A 17767-nucleotide genomic window follows, 5' to 3' on the forward strand; every position below is an offset into this window, starting at 1 on the left:
GATCCACGACGGCTTCTTCTCAATCGGCGTCTCACTGTTGCGCACCTCAAGCCGCAACAACTTCCGGCCTTCGGGCTGCGCGCTCATCGGCTCAGGTCCGCGTACAGCGGGTGCTTCTTGGCCAGCAGCTCCACGCGACCCCGCAGCGCCTGCTGGGCGGCCTCGTCGAAGTCCGGCTTCAGCGTCTCGGCGATGATGTCGGCGACCTCGGTGAAGTCGTCGGCGCCGAAACCGCGGGTGGCCAGCGCCGGGGTGCCGATCCGCAGACCAGAGGTGACCATCGGCGGACGCGGGTCGAACGGCACCGCGTTGCGGTTGACGGTGATCCCGACCGAGTGCAGCCGGTCCTCCGCCTCCTGGCCGTTGAGCTGGGAGTTCACCAGGTCGACAAGCACCAGGTGCACGTCGGTGCCGCCGGTGAGGACGCGGACGCCCGCCTCCGCGCAGTCGGTGCGCGACAGCCGGTCGGCGAGGATCTTCGCGCCTTCCAGGGTGCGCTCCTGGCGCTCGCGGAACCCGTCCGTCGCGGCGATCTTGAGCGCCACGGCCTTGGCCGCGATCACGTGCTCCAGCGGCCCGCCCTGCTGGCCGGGGAACACCGCCGAGTTGATCTTCTTCGCCAGCTCCTGGCGGGAGAGGATCAGGCCGCCGCGCGGGCCGCCGAGGGTCTTGTGCGTGGTGGTCGTGACGATGTCCGCGTGCGGCACCGGCGACGGGTGCAGCCCGGCGGCCACGAGGCCGGCGAAGTGCGCCATGTCGACCATCAGCTTGGCGTCGACCAGGTCGGCGATCCGGCGGAACTCGGCGAAGTCGAGCTGGCGCGGGTAGGCCGACCAGCCGGCGACGATCAGCTTCGGCTTGTGCTCGACCGCCAGCCGCTCGATCTCGGCGACGTCGACGATCCCGGTCTCCTTGTCGACGTGGTAGGCGACCACGTTGTACAGCTTGCCCGAGAAGTTGATTTTCATCCCGTGCGTGAGGTGGCCGCCGTGCGCGAGGTCGAGGCCGAGGATCGTGTCGCCCGGCTTCAGCACCGCGAACATCGCCGCCGCGTTGGCCTGCGCGCCCGAGTGCGGCTGGACGTTCGCGTGCTCCGCGCCGAACAGCGCCTTGGCCCGGTCGATCGCGAGCTGCTCGACGACGTCGACGTGCTCGCAGCCGCCGTAGTAGCGGCGGCCCGGGTAGCCCTCGGCGTACTTGTTGGTCAGCACCGAGCCCTGCGCCTCGAGCACGCCGACCGGCGCGAAGTTCTCCGAGGCGATCATCTCGAGCGTCGACTGCTGGCGGTCCAGCTCCGCGGCCACCGCGGCGGCGACCTCGGGGTCGGCCTCGGACAGGCGGGCGTCGAACGGGACGGTCATCAGTTCTCCTGGGTCAGCTCGGCGTACGCGGACGCGTCGAGCAGCTCCGGGACGTCGCCCGAGAGCCGCACCTGCAGCAGCCATCCTTCGGTGTAGGGGTCGGAGTTGATGACCTCGGGGGTGTCCGATGTGGCCTCGTTCACCGCCACCACCTCGCCGCTCACCGGCGAGTACAGCTCGCTGACCGACTTCGTCGACTCGACCTCGCCGAACACCTCGCCCGCCGTGACGGTGTCGCCGACGCCGGGCAACTGCACGAACACGATGTCGCCGAGCGAGCTCGCCGCGAACGCGGTGATGCCCACCGTCGCGACGCCGTCGGAGACCGACAGCCACTCGTGTTCCTTCGTGTAGGACAGGTTCTGGGGGATGCTCATTGCTCGGAGGGCCTTTCAGGCTCGGGAGTAGAAGGGCAGGGCGACGACCTCGACCGGCTCGACGCGGCCCCGGATGTCGACGGACAGCGCGGTGCCGGGCTCGGCGTGCTCCCGGTCTACATACGCCATGGCGATCGGGTAGCCCAGCGTCGGCGACAGCGCGCCGCTGGTGATCTCCCCGATAGTGGCATCCCCGGACAGCACGGCGTACCCGTGCCGCGGGGCGCGGCGGCCGGTGCCGCGCAGGCCGACCCGCACGCGCGGGACGTCGGCCTTCTTCAGCTCCTCCAAGGCCGCGCGGCCCACGAAGTCGCCCGGCTTCTCGAACTTCACGACCCGGCCGAGTCCGGCGGCGAACGGGTTCAGCTCGCGGCTGAGTTCATTGCCGTACAACGGCATTCCGGCTTCCAGCCGCAACGTGTCGCGGCAGGCGAGCCCGCACGGGACCAGACCGTGCTCCTGACCGGCCTCGGTCAGCAGCTGCCACAACGCCGGCGCCTGCGCTGCGGGCACGAACAGCTCGAAGCCGTCCTCGCCGGTGTAACCCGTGCGGGCCAGCAGCACGTCGATGCCCTTCACGACGGCGGGCACGCTCGCGTAGTACTTCAGCGAGGCGAGGTCGGCGTCGGTCACCGCGGCGAGCACGTCGACCGCCTTCGGGCCCTGCACCGCGATCAGCGCGGTGTCCGCGGACCGGTTTTCCACCACCGCGTCGAATCCGGCGACCCGCTCGGCCAGCGCGTCCGCGACCACGGTCGCGTTGCCCGCGTTGGCCACGACGAGGTACTCCTCGTCGGCGAGCCGGTAGACGACCAGGTCGTCCAGTACGCCGCCGTCGGCGTCGCAGATCATCGTGTAGCGGGCGCGGCCCGGCTTCACTCCGGTCAGGTTGCCGACCAGCGCGTAGTCGAGCACGTCGGCCGCCTGCGCGCCGCGGACGTGGATCTCGGCCATGTGCGACAGGTCGAACAGCCCGGCCGCCTCGCGCACGGCCTTGTGCTCGGCCAGTTCGCTGGCATAGCGCACCGGCATCGACCAGCCGGCGAAATCGGTGAACAGCGCACCGAGATCCTGGTGGACCTGGTGCAGGGGGGTTTCCGTCACAGGAAGCCTTTCGTTGTCGCGAGCGGAGGACACGCTCACGCGTCGTACGCGTCGAGGGGCGGGCAGGAGCAGACGAGGTTGCGGTCGCCGCGCGCGCCGTCGATCCGCCGCACCGGCGGCCAGTACTTCGTCTTGCGCGCCACGCCGACCGGGTACACCGCCAGCTCGCGGTCGTAGTCCGCGGTCCACTCGCCGACGATCGACGACGCGGTGTGCGGCGCTCCGCGCAGCGGGCTCGTCTCGGCGGTCCAGCGACCGGCCGCGACCTCGTCGATCTCGTGCCGGATGGCGATCATCGCCTCGCAGAACCGGTCGATCTCGGCCAGGTCCTCGCTCTCGGTCGGCTCGACCATGAGCGTGCCCGCGACCGGGAACGACATGGTCGGCGCGTGGAAGCCGTAGTCGATGAGCCGCTTCGCGACGTCGTCCACGGTCACGCCGGTTTCCTTGGTGATGCCGCGCAGGTCGAGGATGCACTCGTGCGCGACCAGGCCGTCCTGCCCGGTGTAGAGCACCGGGTAGTGCGGCGCGAGGCGGGCGGCGATGTAGTTGGCCGCGAGCACCGCGACCTTGGTGGCCTCGGTGAGCCCGGGCGCGCCCATCATCCGCACGTACGCCCAGGAAATCGGCAGGATCGACGCCGAACCGTAGGGCGCGCCGCTGATCGGGCCGACACCGGTTTCCGGTCCGGCCTGCGCGAGCAGCGGGTGGTTCGGCAGGTACGGCGCGAGGTGCTCGCGCGCCGCGACCGGGCCGACGCCGGGACCGCCGCCGCCGTGCGGGATGCAGAACGTCTTGTGCAGGTTCAGGTGCGAGACGTCGCCGCCGAACTCGCCCGGCTTCGCAAGGCCCAGCAGGGCGTTGAGGTTCGCGCCGTCGACGTACACCTGTCCGCCGCCGTCGTGCACGATCTTGGCGAGCCGCTCGATGCCGTGCTCGTAGACGCCGTGCGTGGACGGGTAGGTGACCATGATCGCGGCGAGATCGGAGCTGTGCTGGTCCACTTTGGACTGCAGGTCTTCGAGGTCGACGTTGCCCTCGTCGGTGCACTTGACCACGACCACGCGCATCCCGGCGAGCACCGCGGACGCGGCGTTGGTGCCGTGCGCGGACGACGGGATCAGGCAGACGTCGCGCTCGGGCTGGCCGTTCGCCTGGTGGTAGGCGCGGATCGCCAGCAGCCCGGCGAGTTCGCCCTGGCTGCCCGCGTTCGGCTGCAGCGAGACCTGGTCGTAGCCGGTGACCTCGGCGAGCCAGCCGGAAAGCTGGCGGACCAGCTCGTGGTAGCCCTCGGCGTCCTCGGCGGGCGCGAACGGGTGGATGCCCGCGAACTCGCGCCAGCTGATCGGCTCCATTTCGGTGGTGGCGTTGAGCTTCATCGTGCACGAGCCGAGCGGGATCATCCCGCGGTCGAGCGCGAAGTCCTGGTCGGCGAGGCGACGCAGGTAGCGCAGCATCGACGTCTCGGACCGGTGCGTGCTGAACACCTCGTGCGTCAGGTAACCGCTCTCGCGGGCGAGACCGTTCGGGAGCGCCTGTGCGGCTTCCCACGCACTGTCGATACCGAAGGCGCGAAGCACCTTCGCGAGCGTGTCGGGACGCGTGACCTCGTCGCAGGCGATACGGACGTGGTCGGCGTCGACGTGACCGAGGTTGATCCCCGCCTCGCGCGCAGCCGCGTGCACCTCCGCAGCACGGCCAGGCACCTTCGCGACCACAGTGTCAAAGAAGGCCTCGTGCGCGACTTCGACGCCACCGTCGCGCAGCGCGTTCGCGAGACCGGCGGCGAGCTCGTGAACCCGCGTCGCGATCGCCTTCAGCCCCTCGGGACCGTGGTAGACCGCGTACATCGCGGCGAGCACCGCAGGCAGCACCTGCGCGGTGCAGATGTTGGAGGTCGCCTTCTCGCGACGGATGTGCTGCTCGCGCGTCTGCAGCGCGAGGCGGTACGCGGTGTTCCCGTCCGCGTCCACGGACACGCCCACCAGACGGCCAGGCAGCGACCGCTCCAGGCCTGCGCGCACCGCCATGTACCCGGCGTGCGGACCGCCGTAGCCCAGCGGCACGCCGAAGCGCTGCGTGGAACCGACGGCGACATCCGCGCCGAACTCGCCGGGCGCGGCGATCAAGGTGAGCGCGAGCAGGTCGGCAGCGACCGTGTACAGCGCGCCCGCGGCCTTCGCCGCTTCGGAAACCGCGTGGTAGAAACCGCGGCCACGAAGCACGCCGGACGCGCCGGGGTACTGCACGATGACGCCGAAGAACTCCTCGGGCAGCCCAGTGAGCAGGTCGCGCACTTGCACGTCGATGCCCAGGCCGGCGGCGCGCGTCCGCACGACCTCGATGGTCTGTGGAAGGACTTCGGAGTCGAGAACGACCACATTGGACTTCGACTTCGACGCCCGGCGCATCAGCGTCATCGCCTCGGCGGCCGCGGTGGACTCGTCGAGCATCGAGGCGTTGGCGATCGCCAGCCCGGTCAGGTCGGACACCGCGGTCTGGAAGTTCAGCAGCGCTTCGAGCCGGCCCTGCGAGATCTCCGGCTGATACGGCGTGTACGCGGTGTACCAGGCCGGGTTCTCCAGCACGTTGCGGCGGATCACGCCCGGCGTGACGGTGTCGGAGTAGCCGAGGCCGATCATCTGCGTCATCGGCCGGTTGCGCGCGGCGAGCGCACGCAGCTCGGCGGTGGCCTCTTCCTCGGAGGCGGGCGCGGGAAGCGCCAGGTCACCGGCCGTGCGGATGGCGGACGGCACCGCCGCTTCCACGAGGGCGTCCAGGCTTCCGTAACCGCATTCGGCGAGCATCTTCGCCCGCTCGGCCTCGCCGGGACCGATATGGCGGGTGTCGAAGGGGGTGGAGGTGATGGGAGCTCCTCGGGACGGGCACCGGGCGCGGCGGTGCACTGGGAACTCCCCCTCTGTCATGGGCACCTGAGAGTTTCACCGCGCGCTCGGCACGGCTTTCACCTTGGGTGAGGCGCGGGTGCGCCTGCTTTCCAGAGTGGCCTCGCCAAAAGCGGTAGCGGTTACCTGAGAGATTCCGGGGAGTTTGCTCCTTCGGTGTCCCACTGATCGCATGGGACTCTCCCGCTCCGGCTCGAACGGCCCTATGTTCAGTTGTGGGTGCTGCCGGTGGAACGCACCCTACCTGGTGGTTCAGTCGCCAGTCTACCGCTCCCGGCCTACGCCACACCCACTGCCAACGGTCCGTGAAGGGCTCCTTGAGGGAATCAGATCCCCTCAAGGAGCCCTTCACAGACAGTCACAGCGGCGTTACGTAGGCGCCGGAGATGCCGCCGTCGACGAGGAACTGCGCGGCGGTGATGAAGCTGGCGTCGTCGCTCGCCAGGAAGGCCACGGCAGCGGCGATTTCCTCCGGCTCGGCGAAGCGGCCGACCGGAACATGCACCAGCCGCCGGGCCGCGCGCTCCGGGTCTTTGGCGAACAGTTCCTTCAGCAGCGGCGTGTTGACCGGCCCCGGGCACAGCGCGTTGACCCGAATGTTCTCGCGCGCGAACTGCACGCCCAGCTCGCGCGTCATGGCGAGCACGCCGCCTTTCGAGGCGGTGTAAGAAATCTGCGACGTCGCGGCTCCCATCACGGCCACGAACGACGCGGTGTTCACGATCGAACCGCGGCCCTGGCGCTGCATGTGCGGCAGGACGGCCTTGCAGCACAGGTACACCGAGGTCAGGTTGACCCGCTGCACCTTCTCCCACGCTTCGATGCCGGTGGTGAGGATCGAATCGTCCTCGGGCGGCGAGATGCCCGCGTTGTTGAACGCGACGTCGACCGCGCCGAACTCGTCGACCGTCGTCTGGAAGAGGGCCTCGACCTGGTCCGCGTCAGTCACGTCGACCTGGACGAAGGCCCCGCCCACCGCGTCGGCGGCCGCCTTGCCCTGCTCCGGCGTGACGTCGCCGATCACGACCTTCGCGCCCTCGCTCGCCAGCCGCTTGGCGGTGGCGAGGCCGATGCCGCTCGCGCCGCCGGTGATCACCGCGACGCGGCCGTCAAAACGCTGCACCATTTATTCCTCCGTGCTCAGGAAAACGTTCTTCGTCTCGGCGAAGGCGGCCGCGGCGTCCGGGCCCAGTTCGCGGCCGAGACCGGACTGCTTGAAGCCGCCGAAGGGCGTCCAGTACCGGACCGAGGAGTGCGAATTCACCGACAGGTTCCCGGATTCGACGCCGCGCGCGACCCGGAAAGCGCGGCCGACGTCGCGAGTCCAGATCGAACCGGACAGGCCGTATTCGGTGTCGTTCGCCATCCGCACCGCCTCGGCCTCGTCGCGGAACCGGACCACCGCGACGACCGGGCCGAAGATCTCGTCGCGGGCCAGCGGATCGGCCAATCCCGGCGGGAGCACGACGGTCGGCGCGAACCAGTAGCCCGGGCCGGACGGAGCGCTGCCGCGGAAGGCGACCGGCGTCCGCTCGGTGACGTAGGAGGAGACTTTGGCGTGGTGGTCCGCGGAAATCAGCGGGCCCATCTCGGTCGCCTCGTCGCCCGGATCGCCGACGACCACCCCCTGGACCGCGGGTTCCAGCAGTTCGAGGAACCGGTCGTAAACGGTGTCCTGCACCAGGATCAGCGACCGCGCGCAGCAGTCCTGCCCGGCGTTGTCGAACACCCCGTACGGCGCGGTCGCGGCGGCCTTCTCCAGGTCCGCGTCGGCGAACACGATGTTGGCGTTCTTGCCGCCCAGCTCCAGCGTCACCCGTTTCACCTGCGCCGCACAGCCCGCCATGACCTGCTTGCCGACCTCGGTGGAGCCGGTGAACACGACCTTGCGCACCGCGGGATGCGTGACGAACCGTTGTCCGACAACCGATCCCTTGCCTGGCAGAACCTGGAAGACGTCCTCGGGGATTCCCGCCTCGCGGGCGAGTTCGGCCAGCCGCAGCGCGGTGAGCGGGGTCAGCTCGGCCGGTTTGAGCACGACGGTGTTGCCCGCCGCGAGCGCCGGCGCGAAGCCCCAGCCCGCGATCGGCATCGGGAAATTCCACGGCACGATCACGCCGACCACGCCCAGCGGCTCGTGGAAGGTCACGTTGACGCCGCCGTCGACCGGGATCTGCTTGCCCAGCAACCGTTCCGGCGCTCCGGAAGAGTACTCCAGCAGGTCGCGCACGTTGCCCGCTTCCCAGCGGGCGTTGCCGATGGTGTGCCCGGAGTTCTCGACCTCCAGCCGGGCGAGGTGCTCGACGTCGGCGTCGACCGCGTCCGCGAACCGGCGCAGCAGCCTCGCCCGATCGCCGGGGGCGACCGCCCGCCAGGCCGGGAACGCGGCGTGCGCGCGGGCGATCGCGGCGTCGGTCTCCGCCTCGGTGGTCAGCTCGACCTCGCGCACCACTTCCGCGGTCGCCGGGTTGCGCACCTCGAACGTCGTCATTTCCCCTCCTGCGCGGCGTTCACCAGCGCGGCGAACAGCCGGACGTCGTCGCCGTCCTGCTCCGGATGCCACTGCACGCCGAGCACGAACTCCCCCGGCATCTCGGCGGCCTCGACCGTGCCGTCCGCCGCGTGGCCGGACGGGACCAGTCCGGAGCCGAGCCGGTCGATCGCCTGATGGTGGTAGCACTGGACTTTCGTTTCCCGGCCCAGAATCGCGGCCGCCCGCGTGCCGTCGACCAGGGTGACCGTGCTGGTGCCGAACGTCGCCGGAGCAGGCTGATGCGTTGCGTCGCCCAGGGTTTCCGGCAGATGCTGCGAAAGCGTGCCGCCGAGCGCGACGCTAATGACCTGCAACCCGCGGCACACGCCGAGCACCGGCTTCCCGGCGGCGCGCGCCGCCGCGAACAGGCCGAACTCGAACGCGTCCCGCTCCGGGCGGATGTACGTCGCCGGATGCGGCTCTTGGTCGTACCGGCTGGGGTCGACGTCCGCACCACCGGTGAGGACGAGACCGTCGATGCGTCCCACGAGCGCGTCGTACTTCGTGCTTACTGGCGGCAGCAGCACCGGAATCCCGCCCGCCTTGACCACACAGTCCGCGTACACCCGGTGCAGCAGCGTCGCTTCGGTGTCCCAGGCCAGGAACTTCGCCTGTTCCGAATAGGTGCTGAGCCCGATGACGGGCGGGTCAGAGTCGTTCGAAACCACGGATGCGCTCCCAATCGGTCACAGCTCGCTCGTACGCTTCTCGCTCGATCCTCGCGGCGTTGAGGTAATGGTCGACTACATCGGCACCGAAGGCATCTCGCGCGATACGGCTGCCTTCGAGGACTTCAGCGGCTTCAGCAAGCGTGACCGGCACAGTGGGCTTGTCGGACGCGTACGCGTTGCCGACGAACTCAGGCTCCAACGGCAGTTCGTTCTCGATGCCGTGCAGCCCCGCAGCGACCATGGCGGCGACAGCAAGGTACGGGTTGACGTCTCCACCGGGTACGCGGTTCTCGACGCGCAGGCCATCACCGTGCCCGACAACGCGCAACGCGCACGTACGGTTGTCCGTGCCCCACGCGATCGCTGTCGGCGCGAAGCTGCCAGGGACGTAACGCTTGTAGGAGTTGATGTTCGGGGCGAAGAAGTACGTCAGCTCGCGCAACGCATCCAGCTGTCCGGCGAGGAAGTGCTGCATCAGCTTCGAGAAGCCGTGATCGCCGTCGCCGGGAAGCACCGCTTCGCCGGACTTGCTGCGAAGGCTCAGATGGATGTGGCAGGAGTTGCCTTCGCGTTCGTTGTACTTCGCCATGAACGTGAGGCTCTTGCCCTCTTGCGCGGCGATCTCCTTCGCACCATTCTTGTAGATGCCGTGGTTGTCGCAGGTCGCGAGCGCTTCGGCGTAACGGAAGGCGATCTCGTGCTGACCCGGGTTGCACTCGCCCTTCGCCGACTCCGGGTACAGGCCCGCGCCCGCCATCCCGTTGCGGATCCGGCGCAGCAGCGGCTCGATGCGCGCGGTGCCGAGCATGGAGTAGTCGACGTTGTACTGGTTGGACGGCTTGAGGTCGTGGTAGCGCTTGTCCCACGCGGACTCGTAGGAGTCGTCGAACACGATGAACTCGAGTTCGGTGCCCACGTACGCCTTGAGGTCGTGCTCGGCGAGCCGGTCGAGCTGACGGCGCAGCACCTGGCGCGGCGAAACGGAAACCGGGCCGCCCTGCACGCGCTCGACGTCCGCGAGCACCAGCGCGGTGCCCTCCTGCCACGGGATCTCCCGCAGCGTCGCGAAGTCCGGCCGGAGCACGAAATCGCCGTAGCCGCTCTGCCAGGACGAGATGTCGTAGCCGTCGACGGTGTTCATGTCGACGTCCACCGCGAGCAGGTAGTTGCACGCCTCGGTCGCGTGGCCGACGACCTCTTCGAGGAAGTACTCCGCCGAACAGCGCTTGCCCTGGAGCCGCCCCTGCATGTCGGTGAGCGCGACGAGCACCGTGTCGATCGTGCCCGCCGTCACCCGTTCGCGGAGTTCTTCGAGCGTGAGCATTCCTCGCCTGGCCGCCATCGCATCGCCCCAAAGGTTCGGATCAGGTCCTTTGCGGCTTCTTCCTACCGGGCCGCCGGGTCCCGGTCAATCCGCTGAAAGGTATTTTGTTAGACCTTTAAACGCGCGCTTCGCCGGCCTCACCCGCACGGCGCCTGCTATGTCCGGGTTGCCCGGCTGAGAAGATACTGTGAATCGGGTGCGTCCGGGACCAAATCCGCCGCCTCGCGCGTTGGACCGGGCAAGAGAGGTGAGAGGGATGACTGAAGCATTCACGCAGACCACGTTAAGCCAGCAGCAGGCGCGGCCGCAGCTCCCGACGCTGCCCACCGGGTGGCCGATCGGGTCGTACGAGTCCTACGAACAGGCCCAGCAGGCCGTCGACCACCTCGCGCACGCTGATTTCCCGGTCACCGACGTCACGATCGTCGGGGTCCAGCCGATGCTGGTGGAGCGCATCGCGGGCAAGATGAGCTGGAGCCGGATGCTCAGCAGCGCGGCCATGTCCGGCGCGGTGTTCGGCCTGTTCCTGGGCCTGGTGCTGAGCATGCTCAACCCGGCCGCCGGGCTGCTGTCGATCGTGCTGGGCCTCGCCGCGGGTGTCGTGTTCAACGTCGCCTTCGGCGCACTGGGCTACGCGGCGAACCGCAACAAGCGCGGGTTCATCTCGCAGAGCCAGCTGGTCGCGCAGCGCTACGACGTGCTGTCGCAGCCGCGCAACGCCGAGAAGGGCCGCCAGTTGCTGGCGGATCTGGCCGCGCGGTCGGCGTTCAACCACTGAGTTCCGGCGACTCGCCTCCCGGGCGCCCGGGCCGTTCGCGGCCTGGGCGCCCGGTTTCGTGTTCGGCGGCTTCGCCGGGAGACACCGCCGGGACCTCACCACCAAGCGCGGCGCAGGCTCGGCGAGACCGGGCTGAGCGAAACCCGGCTCCGGCACCGGTTCGCGGTGACTGGGTCTCATGAGTGGCTGTGCCGGTTCTCAGCGGCACAGCCACTCATGACCCCGCACGCCTACCTCGTCGGCTGAGCGGGCTTCGTCGGCGGAGCTGGGGTACCGGACGTCGCCGGAGCCTTCGGGATCACCGCCGCGAACGGCACCCCGGCGTCTTCCCGGCAGTAACCGCGATAACCGTTGTAGCCGTTGACGTTCCCGTGGTCGTCCTGCACTCCTTCGACGACCTTCGGGCGCGGGAACTGGTTGTCCTGTCCCGTCATCTGGCTCGTTCCGGTGTCCTTCTCGCAGCCGTAGCGCGTGATCGTGAGCGGACGGCCGCGGTCGTCGTAGAGGTAGACGTTCTCCAGCGGTTTGCCGTTCGCGTCGAAAACGTACAGATTGGTCAGTTCGTGCTGGCCGTAGCGCAGCGACTCGTTGCCGTGGGAGTCCTGGTACATCGACGAGGCGTACGACGGCGTGGAATTCGACGAGTACGAACGGTCGCGGACAAGTTTGACCGCCGCGCCGAGGCCGCCGAACGCGCTGCCCACCACGAACGCCGACACCGGCACCGCGATCCACAGCATCCGCCCGTCGGCCTTGATCCGCGGGCCCGCCCACATCACCAGGCCCGCGGCGACCAGCAGCACCGGCAGCAGCAGGACCGCGTGCAGGTCGCGGATCATCATCAGCAGCCCGAACGCCAGCAGCGCGAACGCGCACACCAGCCACCACGCCGGCTTCAGCGAGTTCAGGTAGGCGAACGCGCGTTCGGCCGACCGGTCCTCCCGCATCGACTGCACCATCGCCCGTGCGCGGACGACCTCCGGCAACTCCCGCAACGCGCCGGTCCCGCGCAGCAGCAGGAACGCCACGCTCACCGCGAACACCGGGGCGAGCACGAGCATCCCGACCAGTACCTCGACGTCGAAGCGCACCGCGGCGGAGAACGCGACCAGCGCCGTCCCCAACGCACAGAACAGCAAGCCCCACAAGGCAAACCGCGGCCCGGCCCGGCCCTGCTTCGCCGTCGGGAGCGCCTCGGTCGCCGCTTCCGGAACCGCCGGAGCGGGCGGGTATCCGCCGGACGCCCGCAGTTCGGCCGCATAGCTCTCCGGGGTGCCGAGCCGCGCGACGAGGTCCTCGACCCGCGCCGCCGCCCCGAGTTCCGTCTCCATCTCGGCCAGCTGCGGCCGGACGTCCTCGAGCAGTTCCTCGATCTCGTTCGCGGGCAGATCCGCGAGCGCGGTGCGCACCCTCGCCAGGTACGCCCGCGCGGCCGTCGGCTTGTCCGTGCTCATGCTGCCTCTCCCCGATTCGTGCCGCGTTCCGCCTGTCCGCGCGGTCAGGCCCGCTCTTTCACCAAACTGTCCATAGTGGACGCGAAACTGTGCCACGTGCGCACCGATTCGGCGAGCCGTGCCCGGCCCCGCTCGTTCAAGCTGTAGTACTTGCGGTGCGGGCCTTCTTCGCTCGGAACCACGTAGGACGTCAGCAACCCCGCCTTGTACAGCCGCCGCAGCGTGCCGTACACCGATGCGTCCCCGACCTCGTCCAGGCCGGCGACGCGAAGTCTTCGCAGCACGTCGTAGCCGTAGCCGTCGTCGTCCCGCAGCACCGCGAGGACCGCCAGGTCCAGCACTCCCTTGAGCAGCTGACTGATCTCCACGGCGTTCCTTCCCCGGTCTTGCGCGAGAGACGGTACCACGCATAGCGCAGTAGTGTGCACGGCGAGCGGCCGAAGGGCGGTACCGCTGCCCGTTCTTCCGGTGCAGAGAGAGACCAACGGTGAGGTATACAACGTAGACATCGAGGTATACGGTGTAGACATGCCTGAGATTCCGACTGCTGAACGGCTGGTGGCGGCGGCGCGCGAGATCGTCGCCGCCGAGGGGGCCGCCGCGGTGACCATGCGCCGGGTCGCCGAAGCCGCCGGAGTCACCGCGATGGCGATCTACCGGCATTACGCGAACCGCGAGGTCCTGCTGCGCGCGGTCGCCGACGCCACCGGGCGGGAACTGGGCGCGGCGTGGAAGGACCCGATGTCCGAGGGCGAGTGGACCGACCGGTACGACGCGCTGCTGGACGGGTTCCTGGATTTCGCGCTCGGTCAGCCGCACCTGTACCGCTTCCTGATGACCGACAGCTGGGCGCGCGCCCGGCTGTACCCGGACGGTTTCCGCGAACCCGGCTCGCCGCCGTTCACCGCATTGGTCCGGCTGATCGAAGACGGCATGCGCGAGGGCGTGCTGCGCGCCGACGACCCGCTGGAAGCCGCGTTGACCGTCAGCAGCCAGATGCAAGGCATGGTGCTGCACTACCTCGCCGGCCGGATGGGGACGACGGAACCCGAGTTCCGCGAGCTGTGCCGGCGTACTTCCCGGAGGGTTTTCTGTGGACTCAAAGCGTAATGCCCGCTGGCAGATCCCGGCCGCGTTGCTGTCTTCGGCAGCGCTCTTCTACTTCGGCACCGGACTCGCCCCGATCGCCGCGTTGACCTGGCTCGCGCCGTTTCCGGTGCTGCTGCTGGCAACCCGCGCCGGCGGCTGGACGGCCGCGGGCACCGCGTTCGGCGCGTTCCTGCTCGGCACCGCGAATATGTGGGCCTACCAAGCACATTCCGGCGACGAACCGTTGTGGCCGTTCGGGGCCGCCATCGACGTCGGGATGTCGCTGGTGTTCACGTTCGCGGTGTGGCTTTTCTGGGCTTTGACGCGCCGCCGCCGGACACTGCTGGCCAGCCTCGCCGCCCCGGCGGCGTGGACCGCCCTCCTGTACCTTGCCGCCGTCTCGAACCCGATGGGAATGATGGGTTCCCTCGCCAACGATCAAGGCGACGCACCGCTCGTGCTGCAAACCGCTTCGTGGGCGGGAATGTGGGGCGTCGAGTTTTTGGTGCTGCTGCCCGCCTGCGCGATCGCCGCGATGTGCGCGCCCGGAGCTTCTCGGCTGCGCACCGGTGTCGTCGCCGCACTCATCGTGGCGCTGTCCCTTGGCGGCGGCGCACTCAGGCTTTCCGGCACGAGCGGCCCGGCGGTACGGATGGCCGCGATCACGCAAAACGCCGGCTATCACTGGGGTCCTGAACTCGGCACCGCTCGCGGCCGCGCCCTGGTGCGGGACTACATCGACCAGATCTCCGCCATGCCCGACGGCGTGCGGCTCATCGTATTGCCTGAAGCCGCTTTCAGTGCCGAAGAAGAATGGCCCGCCGCTCTGGTCGAGCCGATGCGACAGGCGGCCAAGACCCGTGGCGCCGCGATCGTGGCCGGCTTCGAGTACTACGACCGCCCCGCCACGCACAACTACGACTACGCACTGGCCTTCCCCGCCGACGGCTCAGCGCCCGCTCGCTATCTGAAGCACCACGACCTGGTGAGCCCGCCCGGCCGGGACCTCGTGTTCATTCCCGGCGCGGCCGTCTCGACCGGCTTGGTGATCTGCGGCGACACGACGTTCGCCTCCCCCAGCCGCGACTACGCCGCCGCCGGTTCGCGGATCCTCGCCATCCCGGCGGAACTGGCGGTCCCGCCGGGCAGCAACGACGAGGGCGGCTGGCAGCACACCCGCAACGCGCTGCTGCGTGGTGTCGAAAGCGGACAGTCGATAGCCCTCTCCGACGCGAACGGCAGCCTGATGCTGTCCGACGGCTACGGCCGCGTCCTCGGCGAAGCCCGCACCGGCGGCCCGTCCCCGTTCACAGCAGTCACCGCGGATGTCCCGGCTGGCCCCGGCGCGACGTTCCACACGCGCTTCGGCGACTGGTTCGCTTGGCTTTCGCTGGCGATTACCGTTGCCGGCTTGGTCTTCACTCGATCGCGGGCGGCTACGCGGCCCGCGCCCGCCGCTGACACCTCGGACACGAAAACGACGACCGGTTCATGAACGGCTCCCGCCGGATCGGCGACCCGCACCGACGGCACGGCATCCCTTCCTGGCCGTACGCATCGAGCGAGCGCTCGAAATACCCCGACTGTCCGTTCACATTCACATAAAGCGCGTCAAACGACGTCCCGCCCACCAGCAGTGCCGCGGACATCACGTCACTGGCCGCGGACAGCAGCGTTCGCCCCTGCGCGGCAGTGAGTTTCTCGGTCGGCCGAGACCAATGCAGCTTGGACCGCCACAACGCCTCGTCGGCATAGATGTTGCCCACTCCGGACACCAGCGTCTGGTCCAGCAGCGCACGCTTCACCTCGGTCCGCCGCGACCGCAGCGCGCGCACCGCCGCTTCCGGGTCGAACTTCGGGTCCATCGGGTCCCGCGCGATGTGCGCGATCGTGCCGGGCAAGCTGTCGCCGTCGACCTCGACCAGTTCGTCCAGCGCCAGCCCGCCGAACGTCCGCTGGTCGACGAACCGCAGTTCCGGTCCGTCGTCGGCGAACCGGACCCGGACGCGCAGATGTTTCTCGTCCGGCGTGTCCTCGGGCTGCACCAGCATCTGGCCGCTCATGCCGAGATGCGCCAGCACCGCCTCGCCGTCGGACAGTTCCAGCCACAGGTATTTGCCGCGCCGCCGGGCCGCTTCGATCGTGACTCCGGCGAGCCGTCCGGTGAAGTCGGCGGCTCCTTGGGCATGCCGCCGGATGGCGCGGTCGTGCAACACCTCGACGGCCCGGACGGTACGACCGGCGACGTGCGCTTCGAGACCGGCGCGGACGGTCTCGACCTCGGGTAGTTCGGGCATGCGCTCATTCTGCCTGCCGTCACCGACAATTCCGGACCGGTGCCGCCGCGGAACCGCGAAGGCCGGTTCTCCGGCCCGGAAACCGGGGCCGCGAGAACCAGCGGGACACAGCCGGAGCCGGTCGCGCCACCGACGAAAACGGGGCCGGTCGACCTGAGTCGACCGGCCCCGGGAAGAGTGAAAACGCGTCAGCTCGCGTCGTCGCCCGTGCCGAGTTCCTCCGACAGGGCCCGCCAAGCGGTCTCCGCGGCCTTCTGCTCGGCTTCCTTCTTCGTGGTGCCGTTGCCTTCGCCCAGTGCGCGGCCCGCCACCAGCACGGTGGCGGTGAATTCCTTGCGGTGGTCGGGACCGCTGTCCTCGACGCGGTACTCGGGCACGCCGAGTCCCCCGGAGGCGGTCAGCTCCTGCAGACTGGTCTTCCAGTCGAGGCCTGCCCCGCGCAGCGGAGCCTCGGCCAGCAACCCGTCGAAGAGGTGGTGCACGAGCTTGCGCGCGACCTCGATGCCGTGCGCGAGGTACGTGGCGCCGATGACGGCTTCGAGACCGTCGGCGAGGATGCTCGCCTTGTCCCGGCCGCCGGTGAGCTCTTCGCCCTTGCCCAGCAGCAGATGCGCCCCGAGCCCGCCCTCGCCGAGCCCGCGCGCGACGCCGGCCAGCGCGTGCATGTTGACGACGCTGGCGCGCAGCTTCGCGAGCTGCCCCTCGGGCAGGTCGGGGTGGGTGGTGTAGAGGTGGTCGGTGACGACGAGGCCGAGCACCGCGTCTCCGAGGAACTCCAGTCGCTCGTTCGGCGGCAGGCCGCCGTGCTCGTACGCGTACGAGCGGTGGGTGAGCGAAAGACGGAGCAGCTCGGGGTCGAGAACGACCCCGAGCGCCTCGAGCAACGATGCGGGATCGGCCGCGGGTCCTCCGACGGGCTTACCCCCCATGGTCGGCTGCCCGCTCAGGCGGGCTCGACGACCTGGCGGCCGTTGTGCTGGCCGCAAGCCGGGCAAGCGACGTGCTGGATTTTCGGCTGGCGGCAGGCGCGGTTGGAGCAGGGCACCAGCTGAACCGGAGCCGCCTTCCACTGGCTGCGGCGGGAGCGCGTGTTGGATCGCGACATCTTCCGCTTCGGGACGGCCACGAGTAGATCTCCTTCAAACGGTCTGCTCGCGGATGCGAGCGAACTTACTTCTCCCGGATCGAGCTGGACGCTCGTCAGGCTTGCTCTCCGGAGCCGTGCGCAGGCTTTTCGCCCGCGTTCTCGTCGAATCGCTCGACCAGCGCGGCCCACCGAGGGTCTATCTTCTCATGCCCGTGTCCGGGCTCGAGATCGGCCCACTTGACGCCGCATTCGATGCACAGTCCCGGGCAGTCCTCGCGGCACAGCGGGGCGAGCGGAAGCGCCAGCACCACGGCGTCGCGGACGGTCGGCTCGAGGTCGATCCGGTCGTCGACCAGGCGAGGGATCTCGTCCTCGTCGGTGGTCTCCTCGGTGGCCGAGCCCGGGTAGGCGAACAGCTCGGTGAGGTCGACCTCGACGTTCTCGGTGACCGGGTCGAGGCAGCGCGAGCACTCGCCGGTGGCGACCGCCGCGGCGGTGCCGGTGACGAGGACGCCCTCGACGACGGACTCGAGCATCAGGTCGAGCTCGACCGGCTCGCCTTCGCGGATTTCGAGCACGCCGGGCACGCCGAGCGAGGTCGGCACGGGCGCGCTGCGGCGCAGCTCCCGGCTGAGTCCCGCGCGGCGGCCGAGCTCACGGGTGTCGACCACCCACGGGCTGCGGTCGTCGAGTTGCGCGGGGCGGGGGTTCTGGGCAGGGTTTTCGGACATCGCCTACCAGCGTACGCAGCCCTCGCAACCGCGTTGGAGGTGGCCGGACCTGGCG

At 69.6% G+C, this 17767-nt stretch carries 17 protein-coding genes and 1 riboswitch; of the genes, 3 read left to right on the forward strand and 14 right to left on the reverse strand.

Going from position 1 to position 17767, the window contains the following annotated elements:
- Nucleotides 1–83: 83 nt before the first annotated feature.
- From glyA to H4281_RS18195, 8 genes are all read right to left on the reverse strand, one after another.
- Nucleotides 84–1361, reverse strand: a complete 1278-nt coding sequence (gene glyA / locus H4281_RS18160) for a serine hydroxymethyltransferase (RefSeq protein ID WP_182892137.1) — start codon at nt 1359–1361, stop codon at nt 84–86.
- Nucleotides 1361–1738: a glycine cleavage system protein GcvH gene (gene gcvH, locus H4281_RS18165; protein ID WP_037356097.1), complete on the reverse strand. Its 378-nt coding sequence runs from the start codon at nt 1736–1738 to the stop codon at nt 1361–1363. The genes glyA and gcvH overlap by 1 nt, the downstream gene beginning before the upstream one ends.
- Nucleotides 1739–1753: 15 nt before the next feature.
- Nucleotides 1754–2842: a glycine cleavage system aminomethyltransferase GcvT gene (gene gcvT / locus H4281_RS18170; RefSeq protein ID WP_312872138.1), complete on the reverse strand. Its 1089-nt coding sequence runs from the start codon at nt 2840–2842 to the stop codon at nt 1754–1756.
- Between the two features lie 35 nt (nt 2843–2877).
- Complete coding sequence (gene gcvP, locus H4281_RS18175) at nt 2878–5709, reverse strand: aminomethyl-transferring glycine dehydrogenase (RefSeq protein ID WP_182892576.1); 2832 nt, start codon at nt 5707–5709, stop codon at nt 2878–2880.
- A gap of 43 nt (nt 5710–5752) precedes the next feature.
- Nucleotides 5753–5854, reverse strand: a riboswitch (glycine riboswitch).
- Nucleotides 5855–6106: 252 nt separating this feature from the next.
- Complete coding sequence (locus tag H4281_RS18180) at nt 6107–6874, reverse strand: 3-oxoacyl-ACP reductase (RefSeq protein ID WP_182892139.1); 768 nt, start codon at nt 6872–6874, stop codon at nt 6107–6109.
- Nucleotides 6875–8239 (reverse strand): aldehyde dehydrogenase family protein, encoded by a 1365-nt coding sequence (locus H4281_RS18185; protein WP_182892140.1) that lies wholly within the window; start codon nt 8237–8239, stop codon nt 6875–6877.
- A complete protein-coding gene (locus H4281_RS18190; protein WP_182892141.1) occupies nt 8236–8949 on the reverse strand; it encodes a gamma-glutamyl-gamma-aminobutyrate hydrolase family protein in 714 nt (237 codons plus the stop codon). Before H4281_RS18190 ends, H4281_RS18185 begins: the two co-directional genes overlap by 4 nt.
- A complete protein-coding gene (locus H4281_RS18195; protein WP_220507447.1) occupies nt 8930–10294 on the reverse strand; it encodes a glutamine synthetase family protein in 1365 nt (454 codons plus the stop codon). Before H4281_RS18195 ends, H4281_RS18190 begins: the two co-directional genes overlap by 20 nt.
- Nucleotides 10295–10532: 238 nt before the next feature.
- Between H4281_RS18195 and H4281_RS18200 the strand changes: the two genes are divergently transcribed.
- On the forward strand, nt 10533–11054 hold the full coding sequence (locus tag H4281_RS18200) for a YflT domain-containing protein (RefSeq protein WP_182892142.1): 522 nt from the start codon (nt 10533–10535) through the stop codon (nt 11052–11054).
- Nucleotides 11055–11284: 230 nt separating this feature from the next.
- On the opposite strand, the gene H4281_RS18205 is transcribed toward H4281_RS18200, so the two are convergent.
- Entirely contained in the window at nt 11285–12508 is a 1224-nt protein-coding gene (locus H4281_RS18205; protein WP_182892143.1) for a DUF1700 domain-containing protein, read from the reverse strand.
- Between the two features lie 44 nt (nt 12509–12552).
- Nucleotides 12553–12876: a PadR family transcriptional regulator gene (locus H4281_RS18210; protein WP_182892144.1), complete on the reverse strand. Its 324-nt coding sequence runs from the start codon at nt 12874–12876 to the stop codon at nt 12553–12555.
- Nucleotides 12877–13036: 160 nt separating this feature from the next.
- Here H4281_RS18210 and H4281_RS18215 point away from each other — a divergent pair, with 160 nt between their 5' ends.
- Nucleotides 13037–13618 carry a TetR/AcrR family transcriptional regulator gene (locus H4281_RS18215; RefSeq protein WP_182892145.1) on the forward strand — a complete coding sequence of 194 codons (582 nt, stop codon included), beginning with the start codon at nt 13037–13039 and terminating at the stop codon, nt 13616–13618.
- Nucleotides 13602–15092 (forward strand): nitrilase-related carbon-nitrogen hydrolase, encoded by a 1491-nt coding sequence (locus tag H4281_RS18220; RefSeq protein ID WP_182892146.1) that lies wholly within the window; start codon nt 13602–13604, stop codon nt 15090–15092. Before H4281_RS18215 ends, H4281_RS18220 begins: the two co-directional genes overlap by 17 nt.
- Here the strand turns inward: H4281_RS18220 and mutM are convergent.
- From mutM to H4281_RS18240, 4 genes are all read right to left on the reverse strand, one after another.
- The gene (mutM, locus tag H4281_RS18225; RefSeq protein ID WP_182892147.1) at nt 15034–15894 is read right to left on the reverse strand and encodes a bifunctional DNA-formamidopyrimidine glycosylase/DNA-(apurinic or apyrimidinic site) lyase; all 861 of its coding nucleotides are present in this window, start codon (nt 15892–15894) and stop codon (nt 15034–15036) included. The two genes, H4281_RS18220 and mutM, sit on opposite strands and share 59 nt — an antisense overlap.
- Nucleotides 15895–16082: 188 nt before the next feature.
- Entirely contained in the window at nt 16083–16823 is a 741-nt protein-coding gene (gene rnc / locus H4281_RS18230) for a ribonuclease III (RefSeq protein WP_182892148.1), read from the reverse strand.
- 14 nt (nt 16824–16837) lie between these two features.
- A complete protein-coding gene (gene rpmF, locus H4281_RS18235; protein ID WP_009074209.1) occupies nt 16838–17020 on the reverse strand; it encodes a 50S ribosomal protein L32 in 183 nt (60 codons plus the stop codon).
- 74 nt (nt 17021–17094) lie between these two features.
- Entirely contained in the window at nt 17095–17712 is a 618-nt protein-coding gene (locus H4281_RS18240; RefSeq protein WP_182892149.1) for a YceD family protein, read from the reverse strand.
- Nucleotides 17713–17767: the final 55 nt, after the last annotated feature.

Source organism: Amycolatopsis dendrobii (assembly GCF_014145675.1).
GTDB classification, from domain to species: Bacteria; Actinomycetota; Actinomycetes; order Mycobacteriales; family Pseudonocardiaceae; genus Amycolatopsis; species Amycolatopsis dendrobii.